A 19,921-nucleotide genomic window follows, 5' to 3' on the forward strand; every position below is an offset into this window, starting at 1 on the left:
CTTTGGGGTGAAGTCGAGAAATCGCCATGCGCGCATGGCCTGCGGGAAACACGGGGCGTCGCGGTCGAAGGCCGCGAGCGGCGGGCATCAGCGCGGCGGACGTTCCCGCGCCAACATGCCCTGGCGGCGTTCGCGCACCGATTGCCAGTGCGCGTCGGTCCATTCGTAGAAGCCATGGCCGGAGCTCGCGCCGCATCGGCCGGCCGCCACCAGGGTCTGCAGCAACTGCAGCACCGATTCGTTCTTCTCGAGCTGCGGCATCAGGTGGCCGCCGATGTCGAGGAAGGTGTGCAGACCGCCGAGGTCGGCCGTCTCCAGCGGACCGAAGGACGCATAGCGCTTGCCGATGCAGGCGCGCACGACCGCGTCGACGGTGGCCGCGTCGGCCACGCCGCTTTGCACCAGGTGGAGCGCTTCGCGCAGCACCGCGAACTGGATCCGGTTGCCGACGAAGCCGGGCGCCGCCTTGCTCAGCAGCACCGCCTCGAAGCCCGCGCTTTCGAGCCGGCCGCGAAGGGCCGCGCAGGCCTCGGGCGCGGTGGCTTGCGCCGGCACGAGTTCGACGAACGGGATGACATGCGGCGGATTCCAGAAGTGCGCGACGAGAAAGCGCTCGGGATGTGCCATGCGCTCGCACAGCACGTCCGGCATGAAGCCGCTGGTGTTGCTCGCGATCAAGGCATAGGAGGGCAGCACGGCCTCGAGCTCGGCATAGAGCGCGTGCTTGACCTCGAGCCGCTCGACGACGGCCTCGAACACGAGCGTGGCATCGGCCAGCGCCGCGAGTTCGGCCACGACGCGAATGCGCGCGCGGGCCGCGTCGCGCTCGGCCTCAACGATGCGGCCCGCGGCCATCAATTCCTCGAGGATTTTGTCCGCCAGCGCGGGCAGCTCGGCGCGTCGCGCTTCGCTGAGATCGAACACATCGACCGCTTCACCGGCGAGTGCCAGGCAGCTCGCGATGCCCACGCCCATGAGGCCCGCTCCCACCACGGCCACGCGTCGATTGATCTCGTTCATGCAACTTGTCTCCAGCATCTTGTGGCGCCGAAATCGCTCGGCCCTTGGCGCTGGTTTTGCAGAAAGCGTGCCCGTCGATCGCGGCCGTCGCGGCGCGCGTGTTTCTCATTCGGGCGCTTCGCGTAAACCCGAATGCCGCGAGCGCGCGCGACGCTGTGCAAGCGATGTCCAATACTGTCCAGGCCAATGCACACGACGTCCAACAACTGGACATCGATTCGGAGCGTCTAAAGTCACGCCCCTGCGCGCCACCGCCGCGCGTCATGGACATTCGCACCCGCGAACCAAGGGAGTCAGCCATGCTGCAGATCAAGGGAGACCAGGCCTTCGACCTGGCGAGCATCCGGGGCCAGGCCCTGCAGTCCTTCTTCGAGCTGTTCGGCCAGCTCGCCGAGGGCGCCTTCGTGATCGGGCGCGATGGCAAGGTCATCTGGGCCAATGCGCGCTACCTGGCCTTCATCGGCCTGGAGCCCGACCGGCCGGTGGTCGGCCAGCACATCTCGACGGTGGTGCCCGCGACCCGCATGCCCGAGGTGGTCGAGACCGGCCGCTCGATCCCCTTCGACCTGGTCGAGGTCAACGGGCGCTGGGCCGTGGTGTCGCGCTTTCCGATCAAGAACGACGCGCAGGAAGTCATCGGCGGCTTCTGCTTCGTGCTGTTCGACGAGCTCGATCCGCTGCGGCCGATGCTCGCGCGCATCCAGCAGCTGCAGAACGAGCTCGAGCGCACGCGCTCGAAGCTCAACCAGCTGCGCCGCACGAAGTACGAGTTCAGCCACTTCGTCGGCTCGAGCCCGCAGGCCGCGCAGGTGCGGCGCAGCGCGCGGCAGGTGGCGGCCACCGACTCCACGGTGCTGCTGCTCGGCGAGACCGGCACGGGCAAGGAGATGGTCGCGCAGGGCATCCATGCGGCCTCGCGGCGCGCGCGGCAGAACTTCATCGGCGTCAACGTGGCGGCCATTCCCGAGGAGCTGATGGAGGCCGAGTTCTTCGGCTCCGCGCCGGGCGCCTACACCGGCGCCCATCCCAAGGGCCGCACCGGCAAGATGATGCTGGCCGACAAGGGCACCTTGTTCCTCGACGAGATCGGCGACATGCCGATGCGCATCCAGGTCAAGCTGCTGCGCGCGCTGCAGGAGCGCGAGATCGAGCCGATCGGCGGCAACACCGTGATCCCGCTCGACCTGCGCGTGATCGCGGCCACCAGCCGCGACCTCCGGCAACTGGTCGAGACCGGCCAGTTCCGCGCCGACCTCTACTACCGCCTGAGCGTGGTGCCGATCCAGATCCCGCCGCTGCGCGAGCGGCTCGAGGACCTGCCCGAGCTGGTCGACCTGCTGCTGGCCGAACTCTGCGCCACGCTCGGCATGCGCGAGAAGGACATCGCGCCCGACGCGCTGGCGCTGCTCGCGAAGTTCGGCTGGCCCGGCAACGTGCGCGAGCTGCGCAACGTGCTCGAGCGCGCCTGCGTGGTGTCTGGCGATGCCTCGGAGCTGCGCGCCGAGCACATGCTGCTCAACGACGGCGCGCGGCCAGCGGCAGTGCCTGCAACGGCCGCGCCGCTGCGCCACGACCTGCACGCCGCCGTGAACGAGACCGAACAGAAGGCCTTGCTCAATGCGCTGCAGGAGACCAAGGGCAACAAGCTGCTCGCGGCCCGCCTGCTCGGCATCAGCCGCTCGACGCTCTACAACAAGCTCAAGCAGATGGCGCTCGAGCGCTAGCGGCCCGCGCGTTCAGCCGCCGCGGAACTGCCCGCGCAGGAAGTTGCGGTGCCGCGCGATGTGCCCCATCTGCGCGGGCGCGATGGTGCCGCCCAGGTCGTTCTCGTCCGCGCCGTTGAGCACCGCGTTCGCATGCGCGAGCGCGCGCGCCACGATCTCCTCCTCGCTCACGCCGAGCTGCGCGCCCAGGTCCAGCGCCACGCGCCGCATCGCGCGCTGCGACAGCATCCACATCGCGCCGAAGCGGTCCCAGGCAAGTGCGGACTCGCCGGCCTTCTCGTGCTCGGCGAGGATGTCCTTGAGCGGCTTGGCGAGCAGCGCGTCCATCGCCTCGAGCCGCTCGCTCAGCGCGGCGTTGCGCTCGGCCAGCTGCTCGGGCGTGGGCCCCGGCTCCGCCGCCTTGGGCGCGGGTGGCGGCGGTGGCACGAAGCCGGCCACGTTGGCATCGGCGGGAACGATCTGGAGTTGGTCTTGCAGGCTCATGATTTCTTTCCGTGGCCGGTGTCTGTGGAGGAAGTCTTGCGGCTCGTCATCGCCGTCGCGCGCAGCCCGGGCAGGTCGAGCACGCGCAGGCCGCCGTACTCGACGCGGATCAGGCCCTGCGCCGACAGCCCGTTGAGCGCCTCGTTCACGCGCTGGCGCGACAGGCCCACGAGGTAGGCCAGTTCCTGCTGCGTGATGCGCAGGACCTCGCCCACGCCCGGATAGAGCACCGGGTTGAACAGCGAGACCAGGTTGCGCGCCACGCGCGCGTCGGGGTTGTTGAGGCGGTCGATCTCGAGCGCGGCGATGAACTGGCCCAGGCGCTCGTTGAGCTGGTTCATCACGAAGCGGTTGAAGCCGATCGAATGATCGAGCAGCCAGTGGAAGCTCTCGATCGGCAGGCCCGCGACGAGGCTGCGCCGCAGCGCCTGGATGTTGTAGCGGTAGGGCTCGCGCTTCATCACCGTGCCTTCGCCGAACCAGCCGCCGGGCGGCACGCCGGTGTAGGTGACCGAGCCGCCATCGGCGTTGTCGTTGCTCATCTTGAGCAGGCCCTCGACCACGCCGAACCAGTAGGTGGGCGAGCGCCCCACGCGGCACACGAGATCGCCGACCTCGGCCTCGCCGACCACCAGCGCGGCCTCGGCGCGGCGGCGCTCGGGCGCGGTGAGCGTGAGCAGCCAGGGGATGCCGTCGAGCTCGGCGGCATTGGGCGGACGCACGCGGTCCTTGATCGAACTGCCCGCGGCGAGGGGGAGGTTGAGCGAGGGGCTGCCGGTCGGCATCGGGAAACTCCGGGGAGTAGTGTCCCTAGGATTGTCGTTGGAACGACAACTGGACGTCAAAGTGCGGCCCTACGATCCGCGCACCGTGCAAACAAACGCCCTCACCTTTCCCCGCCTGCTGCTTGCGCATGCGCAAGCGCAGCCCGAGTCGCCCGCGGTGCGGGAGAAGGACCTCGGCATCTGGCAGACCTGGACCTGGCGCGCCGTGGCGCAGGAAGTGCGCGAGATCGCGTGCGGCCTCGCGAGCCTGGGCTTCCAATCCTTCGACAACCTCGCGATCGTCGGCGCCAACCGTCCGCACCTGTACATGGCGGTGGTCGCGGCGCAGAGCCTGCGCGGCGTGCCGGTGCCGCTGTACCAGGACGCGGTGGCCAACGAGATGGTGTTCATGCTCGACGACGCGGCCATCGACTTCGTGGTGGTCGAGGACCAGGAGCAGGTCGACAAGCTGCTCGAGTGCCGCGACCTGCAGGCCGAGCGCGTGGCGCGCGGCGAGGGCCGCCAGGGCATCCGCCACATCATCTACGACGACCCGAAGGGCCTGCGCCACTACGACCAGCCCGGGTTGATCGGCTACGAGCAGTTGCGCGAGCTCGGCCGCGCCTACGACCAGGCGCATCCGGGCGTGTTCGACGCCGCGGTGGCCAGCGGCGAGGCCACCGACGTGGGCGTGATCCTCTACACCTCGGGCACCACCGGCCGCCCCAAGGGCGTGTGCCAGACGCATGCGAGCTTCATCGCGGCGGGCCGCGGCGGCGTGGAGACCGACAGGCTCGGCCCCGGCGACAACATCATGAGCTACCTGCCGATGGCCTGGGTCGGCGACCACCTGTTCTCGGTGGCGCAGTGGCTGGTCGGCGGCTTCACGCTCAACTGCCCCGAGTCGGCCGCCACGGTGATGAACGACATGCGCGAGATCGGCCCGAGCTACTACTTCGGCCCGCCGCGCACCTTCGAGGGTCTGCTCACCGCCGTCTCGATCCGCATGGAGGACGCGGCGGCTCCGAAGCGCTGGCTCTATGCGAAGTTCATGGCGCTCGCGCAGCGCGTGGGCGCCGACATCCTCAACGGCCAGCCCGTGGGCGCCGGCGACCGGCTGCTGTACGGCCTGGGCAACCTGCTGGTCTACGGGCCGCTGCGCAACGTGCTGGGCATGAGCCGCATCCGCGTGGCCTATACCGCGGGCGCGGCGATCGGGCCCGACCTGTTCCGCTTCTACCGCTCGATCGGCGTCAACCTCAAGCAGTTCTACGGCCAGACCGAGACCTGCGCCTATGTCTGCCTGCAGCAGGACGGCAAGGTCAAGCTGCAGACCGTGGGCACGGCCGCGCCGGGCATCGAACTCAAGATCGCCGACGACGGCGAGGTGCTGGTGCGCGGCGTCTCGGTGCTCAAGGAGTACTACAAGCGCCCCGACGCCACGGCCGAGGTGCTCGATGCGAACGGCTACTTCCACACCGGCGACGCCGGCGTGCTCGACAGCGAGGGCCACCTGCGCATCATCGACCGCGCCAAGGACGTGGGGCGGCTCGCGGGCGGCGCGATGTTCGCGCCCAACTACATCGAGAACAAGCTCAAGTTCTTCCCGCAGATCAAGGAAGCCGTGTGCTTCGGCCATGCGCGCGACGAGGTCAGTGCCTTCGTCAACATCGACTTCGAGGCCGTGGGCAACTGGGCCGAGCGCCGCGGCCTGGCCTACGGCGGCTACGTCGACCTGGCCGGCAAGCCCGAGGTGCTGGCGCTGATCGCCGAGTGCCTCGGCAAGGTCAATGCCGACCTGGCCGCGGAAGCCGGCATGGGCGAGACGCAGATCGCGCGCTTCCTGGTGCTGCACAAGGAGCTCGACCCCGACGACGACGAGCTGACCCGCACGCGCAAGGTGCGCCGCGGCTTCATCGCCGAGAAATACGCGGTGCTGGTCGAGGCGCTGTATGGCGGCAAGACCGAGCAGTTCATCGAGACCCAGGTGAAGTTCGAGGACGGCCGCACCGGCGCGGTGAGCGCGACCCTGAAGATCGTCGAGGCGAAGCGCTTCCCCGGCATGGCAAAGGCGGCCTGACATGGCAAGAAAAACCGGCGACGTCATCCTGGACGTGCAGAACATCTCCCTGAGCTTCGGCGGCGTGAAGGCGCTGACGGACATCAGCTTCAACGTGCGCGAGCACGAGGTGCGGGCCATCATCGGGCCCAACGGCGCGGGCAAGAGCTCGATGCTCAACTGCATCAACGGCGTGTACTGGCCCCAGCAGGGCTCGATCACCTTCCGCGGCCAGACCTTCAAGCACATGAACTCGCGCCAGGTGGCAGAGATGGGCGTGGCGCGCACCTTCCAGAACCTCGCGCTGTTCAAGGGCATGAGCGTGCTCGACAACATCATGACGGGGCGCAACCTCAAGATGAAGAGCGGCCTGCTCGCGCAGGCGCTGCGCTGGGGCCCGGCCGAGCGCGAGGAGCTCAAGCAGCGCGAGTTCGTCGAGCACATCGTCGACTTCCTCGAGATCCAGGCGCACCGCAAGACGCCGGTCGGCCGCCTGCCCTACGGCCTGCAGAAGCGCGTGGACCTGGGCCGCGCGCTCGCGATGGAGCCGCAGGTGCTGCTGCTCGACGAGCCGATGGCCGGCATGAACGTGGAGGAGAAGCAGGACATGAGCCGCTTCATCCTCGACGTGAACGACGAGTTCGGCACCACCATCGTGCTGATCGAGCACGACATGGGCGTGGTGATGGACATCTCCGACCGCGTGGTGGTGCTCGACTACGGCAAGAAGATCGGCGACGGCACGCCCGACGAAGTGCGCAACAACGAAGACGTGATCCGGGCGTACCTGGGCGTGGAGCATTGACATGGGCTTTTTTCTTGAGACCCTCTTCGGCGGCCTGATGGTCGGCATGCTCTATTCGCTGATAGCGATCGGCTTCGTGCTGATCTACAAGGCCTCGGGCGTGTTCAATTTCGCGCAGGGCGCGATGGTGCTGTTCGCGGCGCTCGCGATGGCGCGCTTCGCCGAATGGATCCCGCAGTGGCTGGGCTTCCAGAGCCTGATCCTCGCGAACATCCTGGCCTTCGTCGCGGCGATGGCGATCATGGTGGTGGTGGCCTGGCTGATCGAGCGGCTCGCGCTCAGCAAGCTCGTGAACCAGGAAGGCATCACGCTGCTCATGGCCACGCTGGGCATCGCCTACTTCCTCGACGGCCTGGGCCAGACGCTGTTCGGCAACGACATCTACAAGATCGACGTCGGCATGCCGAAGGAACCGCTGATGGTGCTCGAGAGCACCTTCCAGGGCGGCCTGCTGCTGAGCCAGGAGGACCTGATCGCGGCGCTGGTGGCGGCGGCGCTGGTGGTGGTGCTCGCGATCTTCTTCCAGAAGACCGCCACCGGCCGCGCGCTGCGCGCCGTGGCCGACGACCACCAGGCGGCGCAGTCGATCGGCATTCCGCTCAACCGCATCTGGGTGATCGTGTGGTCGGTGGCCGGCTTCTCGGCACTGGTGGCCGGGATCATCTGGGGCTCCAAGCTCGGCGTGCAGTTCTCGCTCTCGCTGGTGGCGCTCAAGGCACTGCCGGTGGTGATCCTCGGCGGCCTGACCTCGATCCCCGGCGCGATCATCGGCGGCCTTTTGATCGGCGTGGGCGAGAAGCTCTCGGAGATCTACCTCGGGCCGATGCTCGGCGGCGGCATCGAGATCTGGTTCGCCTATGTGCTGGCGCTCGTGTTCCTGCTGGTGCGGCCGCAGGGGTTGTTCGGCGAGAAGATCATCGATCGGGTCTGAGACATGTTCTATAGAGAAAACGGGCAGTTCAAGTCGACCTACCGCGCCGACCAGCAGATCTTTCCGATCCTGCAGGACCGCGTGGCGATCCTCGCGCTGCTCGCGGTGGCCTTCATCGCGGTGCCGCTGGGCGTGTCGGACTACTGGATGCGCGCCATCCTCACGCCCTTCCTGATCCTTTCGCTCGCGGCCATCGGGCTCAACGTGCTGGTGGGCTACTGCGGCCAGATCTCGCTGGGCACCGGCGCCTTCATGGCGGTGGGCGCCTACGCGGCCTACAACTTCCACGTGCGCATAGACGGCATGCCGCTGATCGCCTCGCTGCTGCTGGGCGGCCTGTGCGCCACGGTGATCGGCGTGCTGTTCGGCATCCCGAGCCTGCGCATCAAGGGGCTGTACCTCGCGGTCGCCACGCTGGCGGCGCAGTTCTTCACCGACTGGGCCTTCCTGCGCATCCAGTGGTTCACCAACAACTCCTCGTCGGGTTCAGTCAGCGTGGCGGGCCTCAACGTGTTCGGCATCCCGATCGAGTCGCCGGTGCAGAAGTACCTGTTCTGCCTCGCGCTGGTGGTGATCTTCGCGCTGCTCGCGAAGAACCTGGTGCGCAGCGCGATCGGCCGCGAATGGATGGCGATGCGCGACATGGACGTGGCGGCCGCGGTGATCGGCATCCGCCCGGTCTACGCCAAGCTCACGGCCTTCGCGGTCAGCAGCTTCATCGTCGGCGTGGCCGGCGCGCTGTGGGGCTTCGTGCACCTGGGGGCCTGGGAGCCCGCGGCCTTCAGCATCGACCGCTCGTTCCAGCTGCTGTTCATGGTGATCATCGGCGGCCTCGGCTCGATCATGGGCTGCTTCTTCGGTGCCGCCTTCATCGTGCTGCTGCCGCTGCTGCTGAACCAGCTGCCTGGCTGGCTGGGCTTCTCGATCTCGACCGCCCTGGCCTCGCACCTCGAATACATGATCTTCGGCGCGCTCATCGTGTTCTTCCTGATCGTGGAACCGCACGGCCTCGCGCGGCTGTGGTCCACGGCCAAGGAGAAGCTGCGGCTGTGGCCCTTCCCCCATTGAGCTTTTCAAGCGTTTTTTCGGCGTTGACAACCCGGCACCGCGGTGCCCCCAAAAAGGAGACAGGCATGAAACTGAAATCGCTCGCTCTGACCGCCGCCCTGGTGGCCGGCACCCTCGGCACCGCGCTGGCGCCCTCGCTCGCACAGGCACAGGCCAAGGAGCAGTTCTTCCCGCTGCTGGTCTATCGCACCGGCCCCTATGCACCCAACGGCACGCCCTGGGCCAACGGCAAGCAGGACTACCTGAAGCTGGTGAATGCGCAAGGCGGCATCAACGGCGTGAAGATCTCGTACGAAGAGTGCGAGACCGGCTACGCCACCGACAAGGGCGTGGAATGCTACGAGCGCCTCAAGGGCCGCCCGGGCGTCGCGCTGTTCGACCCGCAGGCCACCGGCATCACCTTCGCGCTGACCGACAAGGTGCTGACCGACAAGATCCCGCTGATCACGCTGGGCTACGGCCTCGCGGCCTCGCAGGACGGCGGCGTGTTCAAGTGGAACTTCCCGCTGATGGGCAGCTACTGGACCGCGGCCGACATCCTGATCCAGCACATCGGCAAGAAGGAAGGCGGCCTCGACAAGCTCAAGGGCAAGAAGATCGCGCTGGTCTATCACGACTCGCCGTTCGGCAAGGAACCGATCCCGCTGCTGCAGGAGCGCGCGAAGCAGAACGGCTTCGAGCTCTCGCTGATCCCCGTGACCGCGCCCGGCGTCGAGCAGAAGTCGGCCTGGCTGCAGGTGCGCCAGCAGCGTCCCGACTACGTGCTGCTGTGGGGCTGGGGCGTGATGAACTCCACCGCGCTCAAGGAAGCCGTGGCCACGGGCTACCCGCGCGAGAAGATGTACGGCGTGTGGTGGGCCGGCGCCGAGCCCGACGTGAAGGACGTGGGCGCGAATGCCAAGGGCTACAACGCACTGGCGCTCAACACCTCGGGCACGCAGCCCAAGGTGATCCAGGACATCCTCAAGCAGGTGCACGAGAAGGGCCAGGGCACGGGTCCGAAGGACGAGGTGGGCTCGGTCCTCTACACGCGCGGCGTGATCATCCAGATGCTGTCGGTCGAGGCCGTGCGCCGCGCGCAGGAGCGCTTCGGCAAGGGCAAGGTCATGACCGGCGACCAGGTGCGCTGGGGCTTCGAGAACCTCGCGCTCGACCAGAAGAAGCTCGACGCACTGGGCTTCTCGGGCGTGATGCGTCCGGTGAGCACCTCGTGCCAGGACCACATGGGCTCGACCTGGGCGCGTGTCCACACCTGGGACGGCGCGCAGTGGGGCGGCATGTCGGACTGGTACCAGGCCGACGAGCAGATCATCAAGCCGATGGCGAAGGCCGCGGCCGACAAGTACGCAACCGAGAAGAAGCTCACGCGCCGCGACGCGGCTGACTGCCAGAGCTGACGCTCTGGCAGGTGCCAGGGACCGACGGCACCCTCCCCCTACCCCCTCCCGCCAGGCGGAAGGGGGCCTGCCTCCCCTTCATGGGAGGCGGCATCCGCAAGCGCAGCGTCTCGTTCCACGTGCGCTTGCGGATGTCCGAAAGAACACCATGAGCCAACCCAACATCCTTCTCGACGTCAATGGCATCGAGGTCATCTACAACCACGTGATCCTGGTGCTCAAGGGCGTGTCGCTGAGCGTGCCCGAGGGCGGGATCGTGGCGCTGCTGGGCGGCAACGGCGCGGGCAAGACGACGACGCTGCGCGCGGTGAGCAACCTGCTCGCGGGCGAGCGCGGCGCGGTCACCAAGGGCACGATCGAATTGCGCGGCGAGCGCATCGAGGCGCTGTCGCCGGCCGAGCTGGTGAAGCGCGGGCTGATCCAGGTGATGGAAGGCCGCCACTGCTTCGCGCACCTGACCATCGAGGAGAACCTGATGACGGGCGCCTACACGCGCACCGACGGCAAGGCCGCGGTGCAGCAGACGCTCGAGAAGGTCTATGCCTACTTCCCGCGCCTGAAGACGCGGCGCACCTCGCAGGCGGCCTACACCTCGGGCGGCGAGCAGCAGATGTGCGCGATCGGCCGCGCGCTGATGGCCAACCCGACGATGGTGCTGCTCGACGAGCCCTCGATGGGCCTGGCGCCGCAGATCGTGGAGGAGGTGTTCGAGATCGTGAAGGACCTCAACACCAAGGAACGCGTGACCTTCCTGCTGGCCGAGCAGAACACCAACATGGCGCTGCGCTACGCCGACTACGGCTACATCCTCGAGAACGGCCGCATCGTGATGGACGGCGCGGCGCAGAGCCTGCGCGAGAACGAGGACGTGAAGGAGTTCTACCTGGGCGTGGGGGGGGCGGATCGCAAGAGCTTCCGGGATGTGAAGAGCTACAAGCGGCGCAAGAGGTGGCTGGCTTGATGTTCTTTCCTGCCGTCTGTGCGGTCCCTGCCGTCTACGGGTGGGGGTGGGCTCGCGCCGACGGGGTACTCCCCTCCGCGAATGTCCCCCGCCCTTCGGGCTCCTCCTTTATTTCGCTGCGGGGAGTACCCCATCGACGCGAGCCTGGGCACGACCGTCGAACCGGCCGCACCACCCGAGCGCTTCTCGTGCACAGGGTATCGGGTGCTTCCCGCAGCGAAATCAAGGAGGAGGCCGAAGGCCGGGGGACATTCGCGGAGGGAAGTACCCGCTGTCCTGTGCACGCGCCCCGGACGCCCCTCTCGAAGCAAGACAGCAGAAATCCGAATTGAACAGATTGAAGGGTACGGACATGACCGACCACTACGACGCACTAGAGATCCGCGACCCTGCCGAACGCGAACGCGACCTGCTGGCCGCGCTGCCCCGACAGATCACCCAGGCCCAGACCGCCGCGCCCGCCCTCTCGAAGATCCTCGACGGCATCCAGGCCGCCGACGTCACCACGCGCGAGGCCCTCGCGAAGCTGCCGGTCACGCGCAAGTCGGAACTGCTCGAACTCCAGAAGCAAGGCCGCGAGAACGATCCCTTCGGCGGCTTCTCGGCCATTGCGCGCGGCACCCGCATGCCGCGCATATTCGCGAGCCCCGGCACCATCTACGAACCCGAGGGCGAGGCGCGCGACTACTGGCGCACCGCGCGCGCGCTGCATGCCGCGGGCTTTCGCAGCGGCGAGCTGATCCACAACAGTTTCAGTTATCACATGACACCGGCCGGCTCCATCATGGAGAGCGGCGCGCGCGCCGTCGGCTGCACCGTGTTCGCGGGCGGCACCGGCCAGACCGAGCAGCAGCTCGAGGCCATGGTCGACCTCAAGCCCGAAGGGTATGCCGGCACGCCGAGCTTTCTCAAGATCCTGCTCGAGAAGGCCGAGGAGAAGGGCCAGAAGCTGCCCTGGCTCACCAAGGCCCTGGTCTCGGGCGAGGCCTTCCCGCCGAGCCTGCACGACTGGATCGCCGCGCGCGGCGTGAAGGGCACCCAGTGCTATGCCACCGCCGACCTCGGCCTCATCGCCTACGAGACCAGCGCGCGCGAAGGCCTGGTGCTCGACGAGGGCGTGCTGGTCGAGATCGTGCGTCCCGGCACCGGCGACCCCGTGCCCGACGGCGAGGTCGGCGAGATCGTCGTGACCACCTTCAACCCCGACTATCCGCTGGTGCGCTTCGGCACCGGCGATCTCTCGGCCGTGCTCGCGGGCACCTGCCCCACGGGCCGTACCAACAAGCGTATCAAGGGCTGGCTCGGCCGCGCCGACCAGACCACCAAGGTGCGCGGCATGTTCGTGCATCCCTCGCAGGTGGCCGAGATCGCGCGGCGCTTTCCCGAGATCCAGCGCGCGCGGCTCGTCGTGTCGGGCGAGATGGGCGACGACCAGATGAACTTCCGGCTCGAATGCGCGGGCGCGCCCGAGGGCCTGGTGGTGCGCATCGCCGAGGCCGTGCGTGAAGTGACGAAACTGCGCGGCACCATCGAACTGGTGGCGCCCGGCAGCCTGCCGAACGACGGCAAGGTGATCGAGGACGCGCGCAGCTACAAGTAGCGCCGGTACAGCCGGCGCGTCATGCCGCGCGCCAGCAGCACCGTGAGCACCGCGTAGAGCGCGATCAGCACGGCCATGAAGCCGGCCATCGCGCCGATGCCCTGCAGCGCCTTGATCGTGCCCACCGCGAGCGCGAACCACAGGAACGCGAAGACGATGCAGCCGAGCTGCACCAGCACGAAGCTCAGCAGCGCCGCCGACACCGCGCGGAACGGGCGCACCGGCCACAGGCCCGGACGCGTGCCCAGCCAGCCGCCCCAGACCGCGAGCGCGCAGACCACGACCGGTGGCAGGGCCCAGGTCAGCAGCAGCGCCCAGGGCCCGCCATCCTGCGAAGCACCGGCCCAGCGCGCCACGGCGAGCGCGCTCCAGACCTGCAGCGACGCGAACAGCGCGCCCACCAGCAGCGCCACCGCGGCGCGCGGCGAGGCACCGGCCGGCACCGTCGAGACTTCATCGGGCGCGCGCGCATCGAGCGCCTCGGCCGTTGCGGAACGGCTGCGGCGCAGCGCGAAGCGGGCCGCGAGCCAGAGGCCCAGCACGAGCACCCCCAGTTGCACCAGCGACTGCAGCAGCGCCGCCAGCCCCAGGCTCAGGCGCGGCATGGCCTCGGCATAGCGGCCGCCCGGCATGAACATCAGCTGTAGCTCGTAGAACAGCGGCGTGAGCGCGAGGTGGTTGAGCACCAGCACCAGCAGCCAGGCACCGCCGAAACGCAGCCGCGCGCCGCTCGACAGCGCCACCCGCGGCACACCGAGCCGTTCGAGCGCCTGGCGGCCATGGCTCCAGGCCAGGCCGCCGATCAAGGCCCACGACATCGCCGTGCTCGCGACCAGCAGGATCCACACGCCGGCCTGCGCATAGGCGCGGCGGATCTGCGCCGCATCGTCGGTGCCCGGCAGCAGCAGCATCGCCAGGTTGATCACGAGCAGCACGGCATCGAGGCCGACCGCGATCAGCGCGAAGTCGCGCGGCAGGCGCAGCGCGCGGGCATGGGCGGGGTCGGCGGTCGTCATCGGTCGGTACGTCGTGTCGCTGGAAATGGCAGTCGACACGAGCGTATCGGAGGACGGCGGGACCGCCGTGTAGGCTCAGTGCGCGAGTGCGGGTTCCCGCGCGGCGGGTTCGGGCCCCACGTAGACCGACTGCGGCCGGATCAGCCGCCCCTTCTTCACCTGCTCGCGCGCATGCGCGAGCCAGCCCGCGGTGCGACCGGCCGCGAACACGCAGGTGAAGCTCTCGCGGCCGAAGCCCAGCGCCTCGAGCAGCAGCGCCGTGTAGAACTCGACGTTGGTCTCGAGCGGCCGGTCGGGCTTCTTCTCGCGCAGGATCGCGAGCGCGGCCTGCTCCGCGGCCTCGGCCAGCGCGAAGCGCGCGGCATCGACCCCGCCCTCGGCGCTGAGCCGCTTCAGCGCGCCCTTGAGCGCATCGGCGCGCGGATCGCGCACGCGGTAGATGCGATGGCCGAAGCCCATCAGGCGCTGGCCCTCGGCCACGGCCGCCTCGAGCCAGGCGCGCGCCCGCTCCGCGCTGCCGATGGCATCGAGCGCATCGAGCACCGGCCCGGGCGCGCCGCCATGCAGCGGCCCCTTGAGCGCGCTGATGCCCGCGAGCACCGCCGAGGCCAGGCCCGCGCCGGTGGACGCCACCACGCGCGCCGCGAAGGTCGAGGCATTGAGGCCGTGGTCGCAGACGGTGACGAGGTAGGTGTCGAGCGCCGCCGCCTGCGCGGCCGTGGGTGCGCGGCCATGCAGCATGCGCAGCATGTCGGCCGCGTGCCCCAGGCCTTCGTCGGGCGCGAGCGCCGGCACGCCGAGCCGCCAGCGCATCACCGCGCCGGTGTAGACCGCCGGGCCGGCCAGCAGGCGCAGCGCGGTCGCGAGGTCGTCGCCGTCGGGCAGCCGCGCGAGCAGCGCGCGCACCGCCTCGATCGCCGGCAGGCGGCGCAGCTGCGCCTCGTCGCCGGGCTGCAGCCGTTCGAAGGCTTCGCGCCGCGCGCGCCCCAGCGCGACGCGCAGGCTGGCGGCATCGGGCGCGCGTTCGAAGAAGCCCTCGAACAGCGCGGCCGCCACGTCCTCGAACTGCCAGCGGCGCGCGATCTCGTCGAGCGTGTGGCCGCGGATCACCAGCCGGCCCGCCGCGCCATCCACCTCCGACAGCACGGTGTGCGCCGCCACCACGCCTTCGAGTCCATCGTCGTTCATCGTTTCATGCTCCATTCGTGTTCACGATGCGGACGATTCTGGCGCCGCTAACATTGACGTCAATCTTGATCCATTTCATCAACATGACCCGCTCCTCGCCCTGGCTTCCCGCCGCCGAAGCGCTCGCCCTGATGCAGGTGCGGCCCCAGACGCTCTATGCCGGCGTGAGCCGCGGCCGCATCCGCGCCAAGCCCGATGCCGCCGACCCGCGGCGCAGCCTCTACCACCGCGACGACGTGCAGCGGCTCGCGGCGCGCGCGCAGGGGCGGCGCAGCAGCGAGGCGGTGGCGAGCGAGGCGATCCAGTGGGGCGAACCGGTGCTGCCCTCGGCCGTATCGACCGTGGCCGGCGGGCGGCTCTGGTACCGCGGGCAGGACGCCTGCGCGCTGTCGATCGAGGCCACGCTCGAGGACGTCGCGGGCCTGCTGTGGGAATGCGCGCCGCCGCGCCTGTCTTCCGATCAGGCCGGCGCGCGCGACGGCATGCCGCCGCTGCAGGCAGGCCTGCGCGCGCTCGCGCTGCGCGCGGCGGTCGACCCGCCCTCGCGCGGCCGCTCGCCGCAGGCCCTGCGCGCCGAGGCCGCCGATGTGGTGGGTACGCTGGCCGATGCGCTGATCGGCAAGGTGCCCGCGAATGCCGCCACGCAGCCGCTGCATGCGCGCCTCGCCGCGGCCTGGCGCCGGCCGCGCGCCGCTGCGCAACTGCGCCGCGCGCTGGTGCTGCTGGCCGACCACGAACTCAATGCCTCGACCTTCGCGGCGCGCGTGACGGCCTCCACCGGCGCCTCGATCGCGGCCTGCCTGCTGACCGGCCTTGCAACGCTGACCGGCCCGCTGCATGGCGGCGCGGCGCGCGCGGTGCAGGCGCTGGTGCGGCAAGCCGAGCAGTCGAGCGCCGACACGGCCGCGCGCGAATGGCTCGCGCACGACCGGCCGCTCGCGGCCTTCGGCCATCCGCTCTATCCGGCCGGCGATGTGCGCTGCGCCGCGTTGCTCGAGGAGCTCAAACTACCACCGGCCTTCGCGGCGCTGCGCGAGGCCGGCGAGCGCCTCGTGGGCGAGCCCGTCAACATCGACTTCGCGCTGGCCGCGCTCGCGGCCGTGCACAAGCTGCCGGCCGATGCGCCCCTGGTGCTGTTCGCGCTCGCGCGCAGCGTGGGCTGGACCGCGCATGTGCTCGAGCAGGCGGCGACGGGCCACCTGATCCGGCCGCGGGCGCGCTACACGGGGCCGGCCGTCGCGCAGGACTGAAGCGCGGACTCAGTGGTGCTGCAGCGCTGCCTCGTGCGCCAGCTCGAACAAGCGCACCATCTCGCGGTTGAAGGCCGGCAGGTCGTCGGGCTTGCGGCTGGTCACGAGCTCATGGTCGACCACGACCTCCTGGTCGCTCCAGCGCGCGCCCGCGTTGCGCAGGTCGGCGCGCAGCGAGGGCCACGAGGTCATGCGCCGGTCCTTCACGCCGCCGGCATCGATCAGGGTCCAAGGTCCGTGGCAGATCGCCGCGATCGGCTTGCCGGCTTCGACGAAGGCGCGCACGAACGCGACCGCCTTCTCGTCGATGCGCAGGGCATCGGGATTGACGACGCCGCCGGGCAGCAGCAGCGCATCGAAGTCGTCGGGGTTCGCGGTCTTGAGCGGCACGTCGACCTCGAAGGTGTCGGCCGGGTCGTGGTGGTTCCAGCCGCGCACGCTGCCGTCGAGCGGCGAGACGACCTGCGTCTTCGCGCCCGCAGCCTCCAGCGCCTTGCGCGGCTCGGTCATCTCGACCTGCTCGAAGCCGTCCGAGACGAGGATCGCGACCGTCATTCCGTCCAGTGAAGAGGTGGTGATGGTGGGCATGGTGAATCACTCCTTAGGTGGGTTTCTCGAGGCAATGAAACTTCACCCTAGGCCCGTGCCACGCATGCCGCATCGGCCGGCGCCGGCCGCCGTTGTCGGACAGTTCGACGGCCGGCAACCTCCGCTTACTTGTCGAGACCGGCGAGACAGACGTACTTCACCTCGAGGAAATCGTCGAGCCCGTACTTCGAGCCCTCGCGCCCCAGCCCCGACTGCTTGACGCCGCCGAACGGCGCCTCGGCGGTCGACACCAGGCCGGTGTTGACGCCGACGATGCCCGACTCCAACGACTCGGCCACGCGCATGATCCGGCCGATGTCGCGGCTGTAGAAGTACGCGGCGAGGCCGAACTCGGTGTCGTTGGCCGCGGCGACGGCCTCCTCCTCGGTGTCGAAGGCGAAGATCGGCGCCAGCGGGCCGAAGGTCTCCTCGCGCGCGAACAGCATGTCGGCGCTGGCGCCGCCGATCACGGTGGGTTCGTAGAACAGGCCGCCGAGCGCATGGCGCTTGCCGCCGGCCAGCACCTGGCCGCCCTTGGCCACGGCATCGGCCACGTGCTCCTCGATCTTCTCGACCGCCTTGGCATCGATCAGCGGACCCTGATTGACGCCGGCCTCGGTACCGTCGCCGACCTTGAGCGCCTGGACCTTGGCCACCAGCTTCTGCGTGAAGGCCTCGAGCACGCCGCGCTGCACGTAGAGGCGGTTGGCGCAGACGCAGGTCTGGCCGGTGTTGCGGTACTTCGAGACCATCGCGCCCTCGACGGCCGCGTCGATGTCGGCATCGTCGAACACGATGAAGGGCGCGTTGCCGCCGAGCTCGAGCGAGAGCTTCTTGATGGTGTCGGCCGACTGCTTCATCAGCGTGCGGCCGACCTCGGTGGAGCCGGTGAAGCTGAGCTTGCGCACGATCGGGCTGCGCGTCATCTCGCCGCCGATCTTGCTGGCCGAACCGGTGAGCACCGACAGCAGGCCCTTGGGCACGCCCGCGCGCTCGGCCAGTTCGGCGAAGGCCAGCGCCGAATACGGCGTCTGCGTGGCGGGCTTGACCACCATCGCGCAGCCCGCGGCCAGCGCCGGGCCGGCCTTGCGCGTGAGCATCGCGGCCGGGAAGTTCCAGGGCGTGATCGCGGCCGTCACGCCCACGGGCTGCTTGAGCGCGAGGATGCGGCGGTCGGCCTGCGGCGCGGGAATGGTGTCGCCGTAGACGCGGCGCGCCTCCTCGGCGAACCACTCGATGAACGAGGCGGCGTAGGCGATCTCGCCGCGGCTCTCGGCCAGCGGCTTGCCCTGCTCGGTGGTCATGATCAGCGCGAGGTCGTCGACGTTGGCCAGCATCAGGTCGTTGAGCTTGCGCAGGATCGCCGAGCGCTCCTTGGCGGGCAGCCGGGCCCAGCTCTTCTGCGCCTTCTCGGCGGCCGCGATGGCGCGCTCGGTCTCGGCCGTGCCGCACATCGGCACGGTGCCGATGGTCTCGCCGTTGGCGGGGTTGGTCACGGCGACGGTGGTGCCGTCGTCGGCATCGATCCAGGCGCCGGCAACGTAGGCCTGCTGGCGCAGCAGGGTCGGGTCTTTGAGTCGAAGGGCGGGCATCGGGCAGGGTCTCCGGGTCGTCGTTGCTGAAAGGGGAAACGACGAGGGGACCACGCCCGGGCCCGGGCCGCAAGCCGTGCGCGCCAAATCCGCGCGTGCGGCTCGGGTTTGGCGACGCCTACTTGCAGCTCGCGGGCAGCGCCTTCTCGGCCAGGCCCTCGCCCGCGCCGCAGGTCCAGCGCAGGCCGTTGCCCGAGGGCGCGGGCTCCATCAGCAGCGTGCCGCGCGCGGTCTGCACCTCGACCACCATGGTGTCGCTGTCGAGCCGCAGCGCGGTGCCGTCGGGCAGGGTCTCGGGCAGTCCCGCGGCCTCGAGGCTCTCGGGGATCTCCTCCTTCTCGCGGTAGTACTCGGCGAGCGCGAGGCGCACCGGCGCACCGTTGGCCCAGGCCTGCGCGACCACCGCGCGCGACTGGTAGTCCTGGTAGGCGGGCAGCGCCACCGCGGCCAGGATGCCGATCACGGCCACCGTCACCAGGATGCCGAGCGCGCCGCCGCCAGCGCGGCCCGCGTAGGGCACGAACAGGCCCAGCAGGTAGGCCGCGGGATTGCGCTCGGGCAGCCGCGCGGCCGGGTCGATGGCACGCGCCACGCGCTTGGTGAGCCAGGGGTAGCCGCCGACCACTTCGTGGAACGAGCCCCAGAAGCCGGCATTGGCGCGCGACTGCGCCGCATAGGCATTCATGTCGACGTTGCGCCACTGGTGCGCGCCGGCGGCCAGCGCGAGCAGCGCGCGCGGCGCGGAATCGAGCTGCTCGCAGCAGGCGGCGCCGTGCAGGTCGCAGGTGTATTCCTTGGCGCGCGCATAGGCCGCGCCCAGGAGCGGCAGCCACAGCACCGGCGCGCGCCAGAAGTGGCCCGTGAGGTGCTTGCGCCGGATGTGGCCGAGCTCGTGGCCGATGTAGAAGTTGATGCCGTCGGGCTGCGGCTCCATCGCGTCGACCACGTCCGACAGCAGGATCACGAAGTCGCGCCCGAGGAAGCGGGTGGCGAAGGCGTTGAACATGCCGTCGCCGTGCAGCAGGTAGGCCTCGGGCGGCGTGGCGATGCCGAGCCGGGCGCAGCAGGCCTCGAAGCGCGCGTTGAGTTCGGGCAGTTGGGTCGGCGAGAGCTTCACGCCGGTGCCCTTGATCCAGGCGATCAGCGCCGAGTGCGCGAAGCAGTAGCCGATGAAGCCCATCAGCAGGTAGAGCAGCAGGATGCCGAAGGTGCCCACCAGCAGGGCCAGCCAGACCAGCAGGCCGAGCACGAGCGTGATCGCGCCGAGCGTGCGCTCGCGCGGATAGACCAGAGGATCCATGTGTGTTTTCCCTTCTTTTGTCGCGGCCCGGCGGGCCGCACCGTCGTTGCGGTATGCGCGCCCCCCATGGCGCGTCTCCCAGGGAAACATCATGCCCGAGCCGCGCGGCGCAACGGTGGCGCCCCTCCTTCCGCAGGAGCCTCTGCCCGCCTTGCCATGTGGACTAGGGCTTGTG

General features: G+C 69.6%; 17 protein-coding genes. 9 read left to right on the plus strand and 8 right to left on the minus strand.

All coding sequences use genetic code 11. The features are described from left to right. Positions 1-87 precede the first annotated feature (87 nt). Positions 88-1,020: a 3-hydroxyacyl-CoA dehydrogenase family protein gene (locus AC07RM_RS08650; RefSeq protein WP_495334204.1), complete on the minus strand. Its 933-nt coding sequence runs from the start codon at positions 1,018-1,020 to the stop codon at positions 88-90. Positions 1,021-1,319: 299 nt separating this feature from the next. Here AC07RM_RS08650 and AC07RM_RS08655 point away from each other — a divergent pair, with 299 nt between their 5' ends. Then, the gene (locus AC07RM_RS08655; protein WP_495334205.1) at positions 1,320-2,744 is read left to right on the plus strand and encodes a sigma-54 interaction domain-containing protein; all 1,425 of its coding nucleotides are present in this window, start codon (positions 1,320-1,322) and stop codon (positions 2,742-2,744) included. 12 nt (positions 2,745-2,756) lie between these two features. On the opposite strand, the gene AC07RM_RS08660 is transcribed toward AC07RM_RS08655, so the two are convergent. Continuing rightward, positions 2,757-3,227: a hypothetical protein gene (locus AC07RM_RS08660; RefSeq protein ID WP_208509088.1), complete on the minus strand. Its 471-nt coding sequence runs from the start codon at positions 3,225-3,227 to the stop codon at positions 2,757-2,759. Next, positions 3,224-4,012: a Crp/Fnr family transcriptional regulator gene (locus tag AC07RM_RS08665; protein WP_093344129.1), complete on the minus strand. Its 789-nt coding sequence runs from the start codon at positions 4,010-4,012 to the stop codon at positions 3,224-3,226. The genes AC07RM_RS08660 and AC07RM_RS08665 overlap by 4 nt, the downstream gene beginning before the upstream one ends. An 85-nt stretch (positions 4,013-4,097) precedes the next feature. Between AC07RM_RS08665 and AC07RM_RS08670 the strand changes: the two genes are divergently transcribed. The 7 genes from AC07RM_RS08670 to AC07RM_RS08700 all read left to right on the plus strand — a co-directional run bounded on the left by AC07RM_RS08670 (position 4,098) and on the right by AC07RM_RS08700 (position 12,812). Further along, entirely contained in the window at positions 4,098-6,071 is a 1,974-nt protein-coding gene (locus AC07RM_RS08670; protein ID WP_093344192.1) for an AMP-dependent synthetase/ligase, read from the plus strand. 1 nt (position 6,072) lies between these two features. Further along, complete coding sequence (locus AC07RM_RS08675; RefSeq protein ID WP_093344128.1) at positions 6,073-6,855, plus strand: ABC transporter ATP-binding protein; 783 nt, start codon at positions 6,073-6,075, stop codon at positions 6,853-6,855. Position 6,856: 1 nt separating this feature from the next. After that, entirely contained in the window at positions 6,857-7,786 is a 930-nt protein-coding gene (locus tag AC07RM_RS08680) for a branched-chain amino acid ABC transporter permease (RefSeq protein WP_422099660.1), read from the plus strand. 3 nt (positions 7,787-7,789) lie between these two features. Beyond that, a complete protein-coding gene (locus tag AC07RM_RS08685) occupies positions 7,790-8,854 on the plus strand; it encodes a branched-chain amino acid ABC transporter permease (protein WP_057597141.1) in 1,065 nt (354 codons plus the stop codon). Between the two features lie 65 nt (positions 8,855-8,919). Further along, positions 8,920-10,251, plus strand: a complete 1,332-nt coding sequence (locus AC07RM_RS08690) for an ABC transporter substrate-binding protein (RefSeq protein WP_093344125.1) — start codon at positions 8,920-8,922, stop codon at positions 10,249-10,251. Positions 10,252-10,399: 148 nt separating this feature from the next. After that, on the plus strand, positions 10,400-11,212 hold the full coding sequence (locus AC07RM_RS08695) for an ABC transporter ATP-binding protein (RefSeq protein WP_093344123.1): 813 nt from the start codon (positions 10,400-10,402) through the stop codon (positions 11,210-11,212). A 352-nt stretch (positions 11,213-11,564) separates the two neighbouring features. Continuing rightward, a complete protein-coding gene (locus tag AC07RM_RS08700) occupies positions 11,565-12,812 on the plus strand; it encodes a phenylacetate--CoA ligase family protein (RefSeq protein WP_431511084.1) in 1,248 nt (415 codons plus the stop codon). Here AC07RM_RS08700 and AC07RM_RS08705 read toward each other — a convergent pair. Then, positions 12,803-13,828: a hypothetical protein gene (locus AC07RM_RS08705; protein ID WP_495334206.1), complete on the minus strand. Its 1,026-nt coding sequence runs from the start codon at positions 13,826-13,828 to the stop codon at positions 12,803-12,805. The genes AC07RM_RS08700 and AC07RM_RS08705 overlap by 10 nt on opposite strands. Positions 13,829-13,903: 75 nt before the next feature. Further along, on the minus strand, positions 13,904-15,016 hold the full coding sequence (locus AC07RM_RS08710; RefSeq protein WP_209540502.1) for a citrate synthase/methylcitrate synthase: 1,113 nt from the start codon (positions 15,014-15,016) through the stop codon (positions 13,904-13,906). An 83-nt stretch (positions 15,017-15,099) separates the two neighbouring features. On the opposite strand from AC07RM_RS08710, the gene AC07RM_RS08715 reads away from it, so the two are divergent. Then, positions 15,100-16,266, plus strand: a complete 1,167-nt coding sequence (locus tag AC07RM_RS08715; protein ID WP_495334207.1) for a citrate synthase — start codon at positions 15,100-15,102, stop codon at positions 16,264-16,266. A gap of 9 nt (positions 16,267-16,275) precedes the next feature. Here AC07RM_RS08715 and AC07RM_RS08720 read toward each other — a convergent pair whose 3' ends face one another. The 3 genes from AC07RM_RS08720 to AC07RM_RS08730 all read right to left on the minus strand — a co-directional run bounded on the left by AC07RM_RS08720 (position 16,276) and on the right by AC07RM_RS08730 (position 19,746). Continuing rightward, complete coding sequence (locus tag AC07RM_RS08720; protein ID WP_296774690.1) at positions 16,276-16,854, minus strand: type 1 glutamine amidotransferase domain-containing protein; 579 nt, start codon at positions 16,852-16,854, stop codon at positions 16,276-16,278. Between the two features lie 125 nt (positions 16,855-16,979). Continuing rightward, positions 16,980-18,446 carry an NAD-dependent succinate-semialdehyde dehydrogenase gene (locus AC07RM_RS08725; RefSeq protein WP_495334208.1) on the minus strand — a complete coding sequence of 489 codons (1,467 nt, stop codon included), beginning with the start codon at positions 18,444-18,446 and terminating at the stop codon, positions 16,980-16,982. 118 nt (positions 18,447-18,564) lie between these two features. Continuing rightward, entirely contained in the window at positions 18,565-19,746 is a 1,182-nt protein-coding gene (locus AC07RM_RS08730; protein WP_093344114.1) for a M48 family metalloprotease, read from the minus strand. Positions 19,747-19,921: the final 175 nt, after the last annotated feature.

The sequence above is a fragment of the Variovorax sp. GW821-FHT09B05 genome, assembly GCF_059418265.1.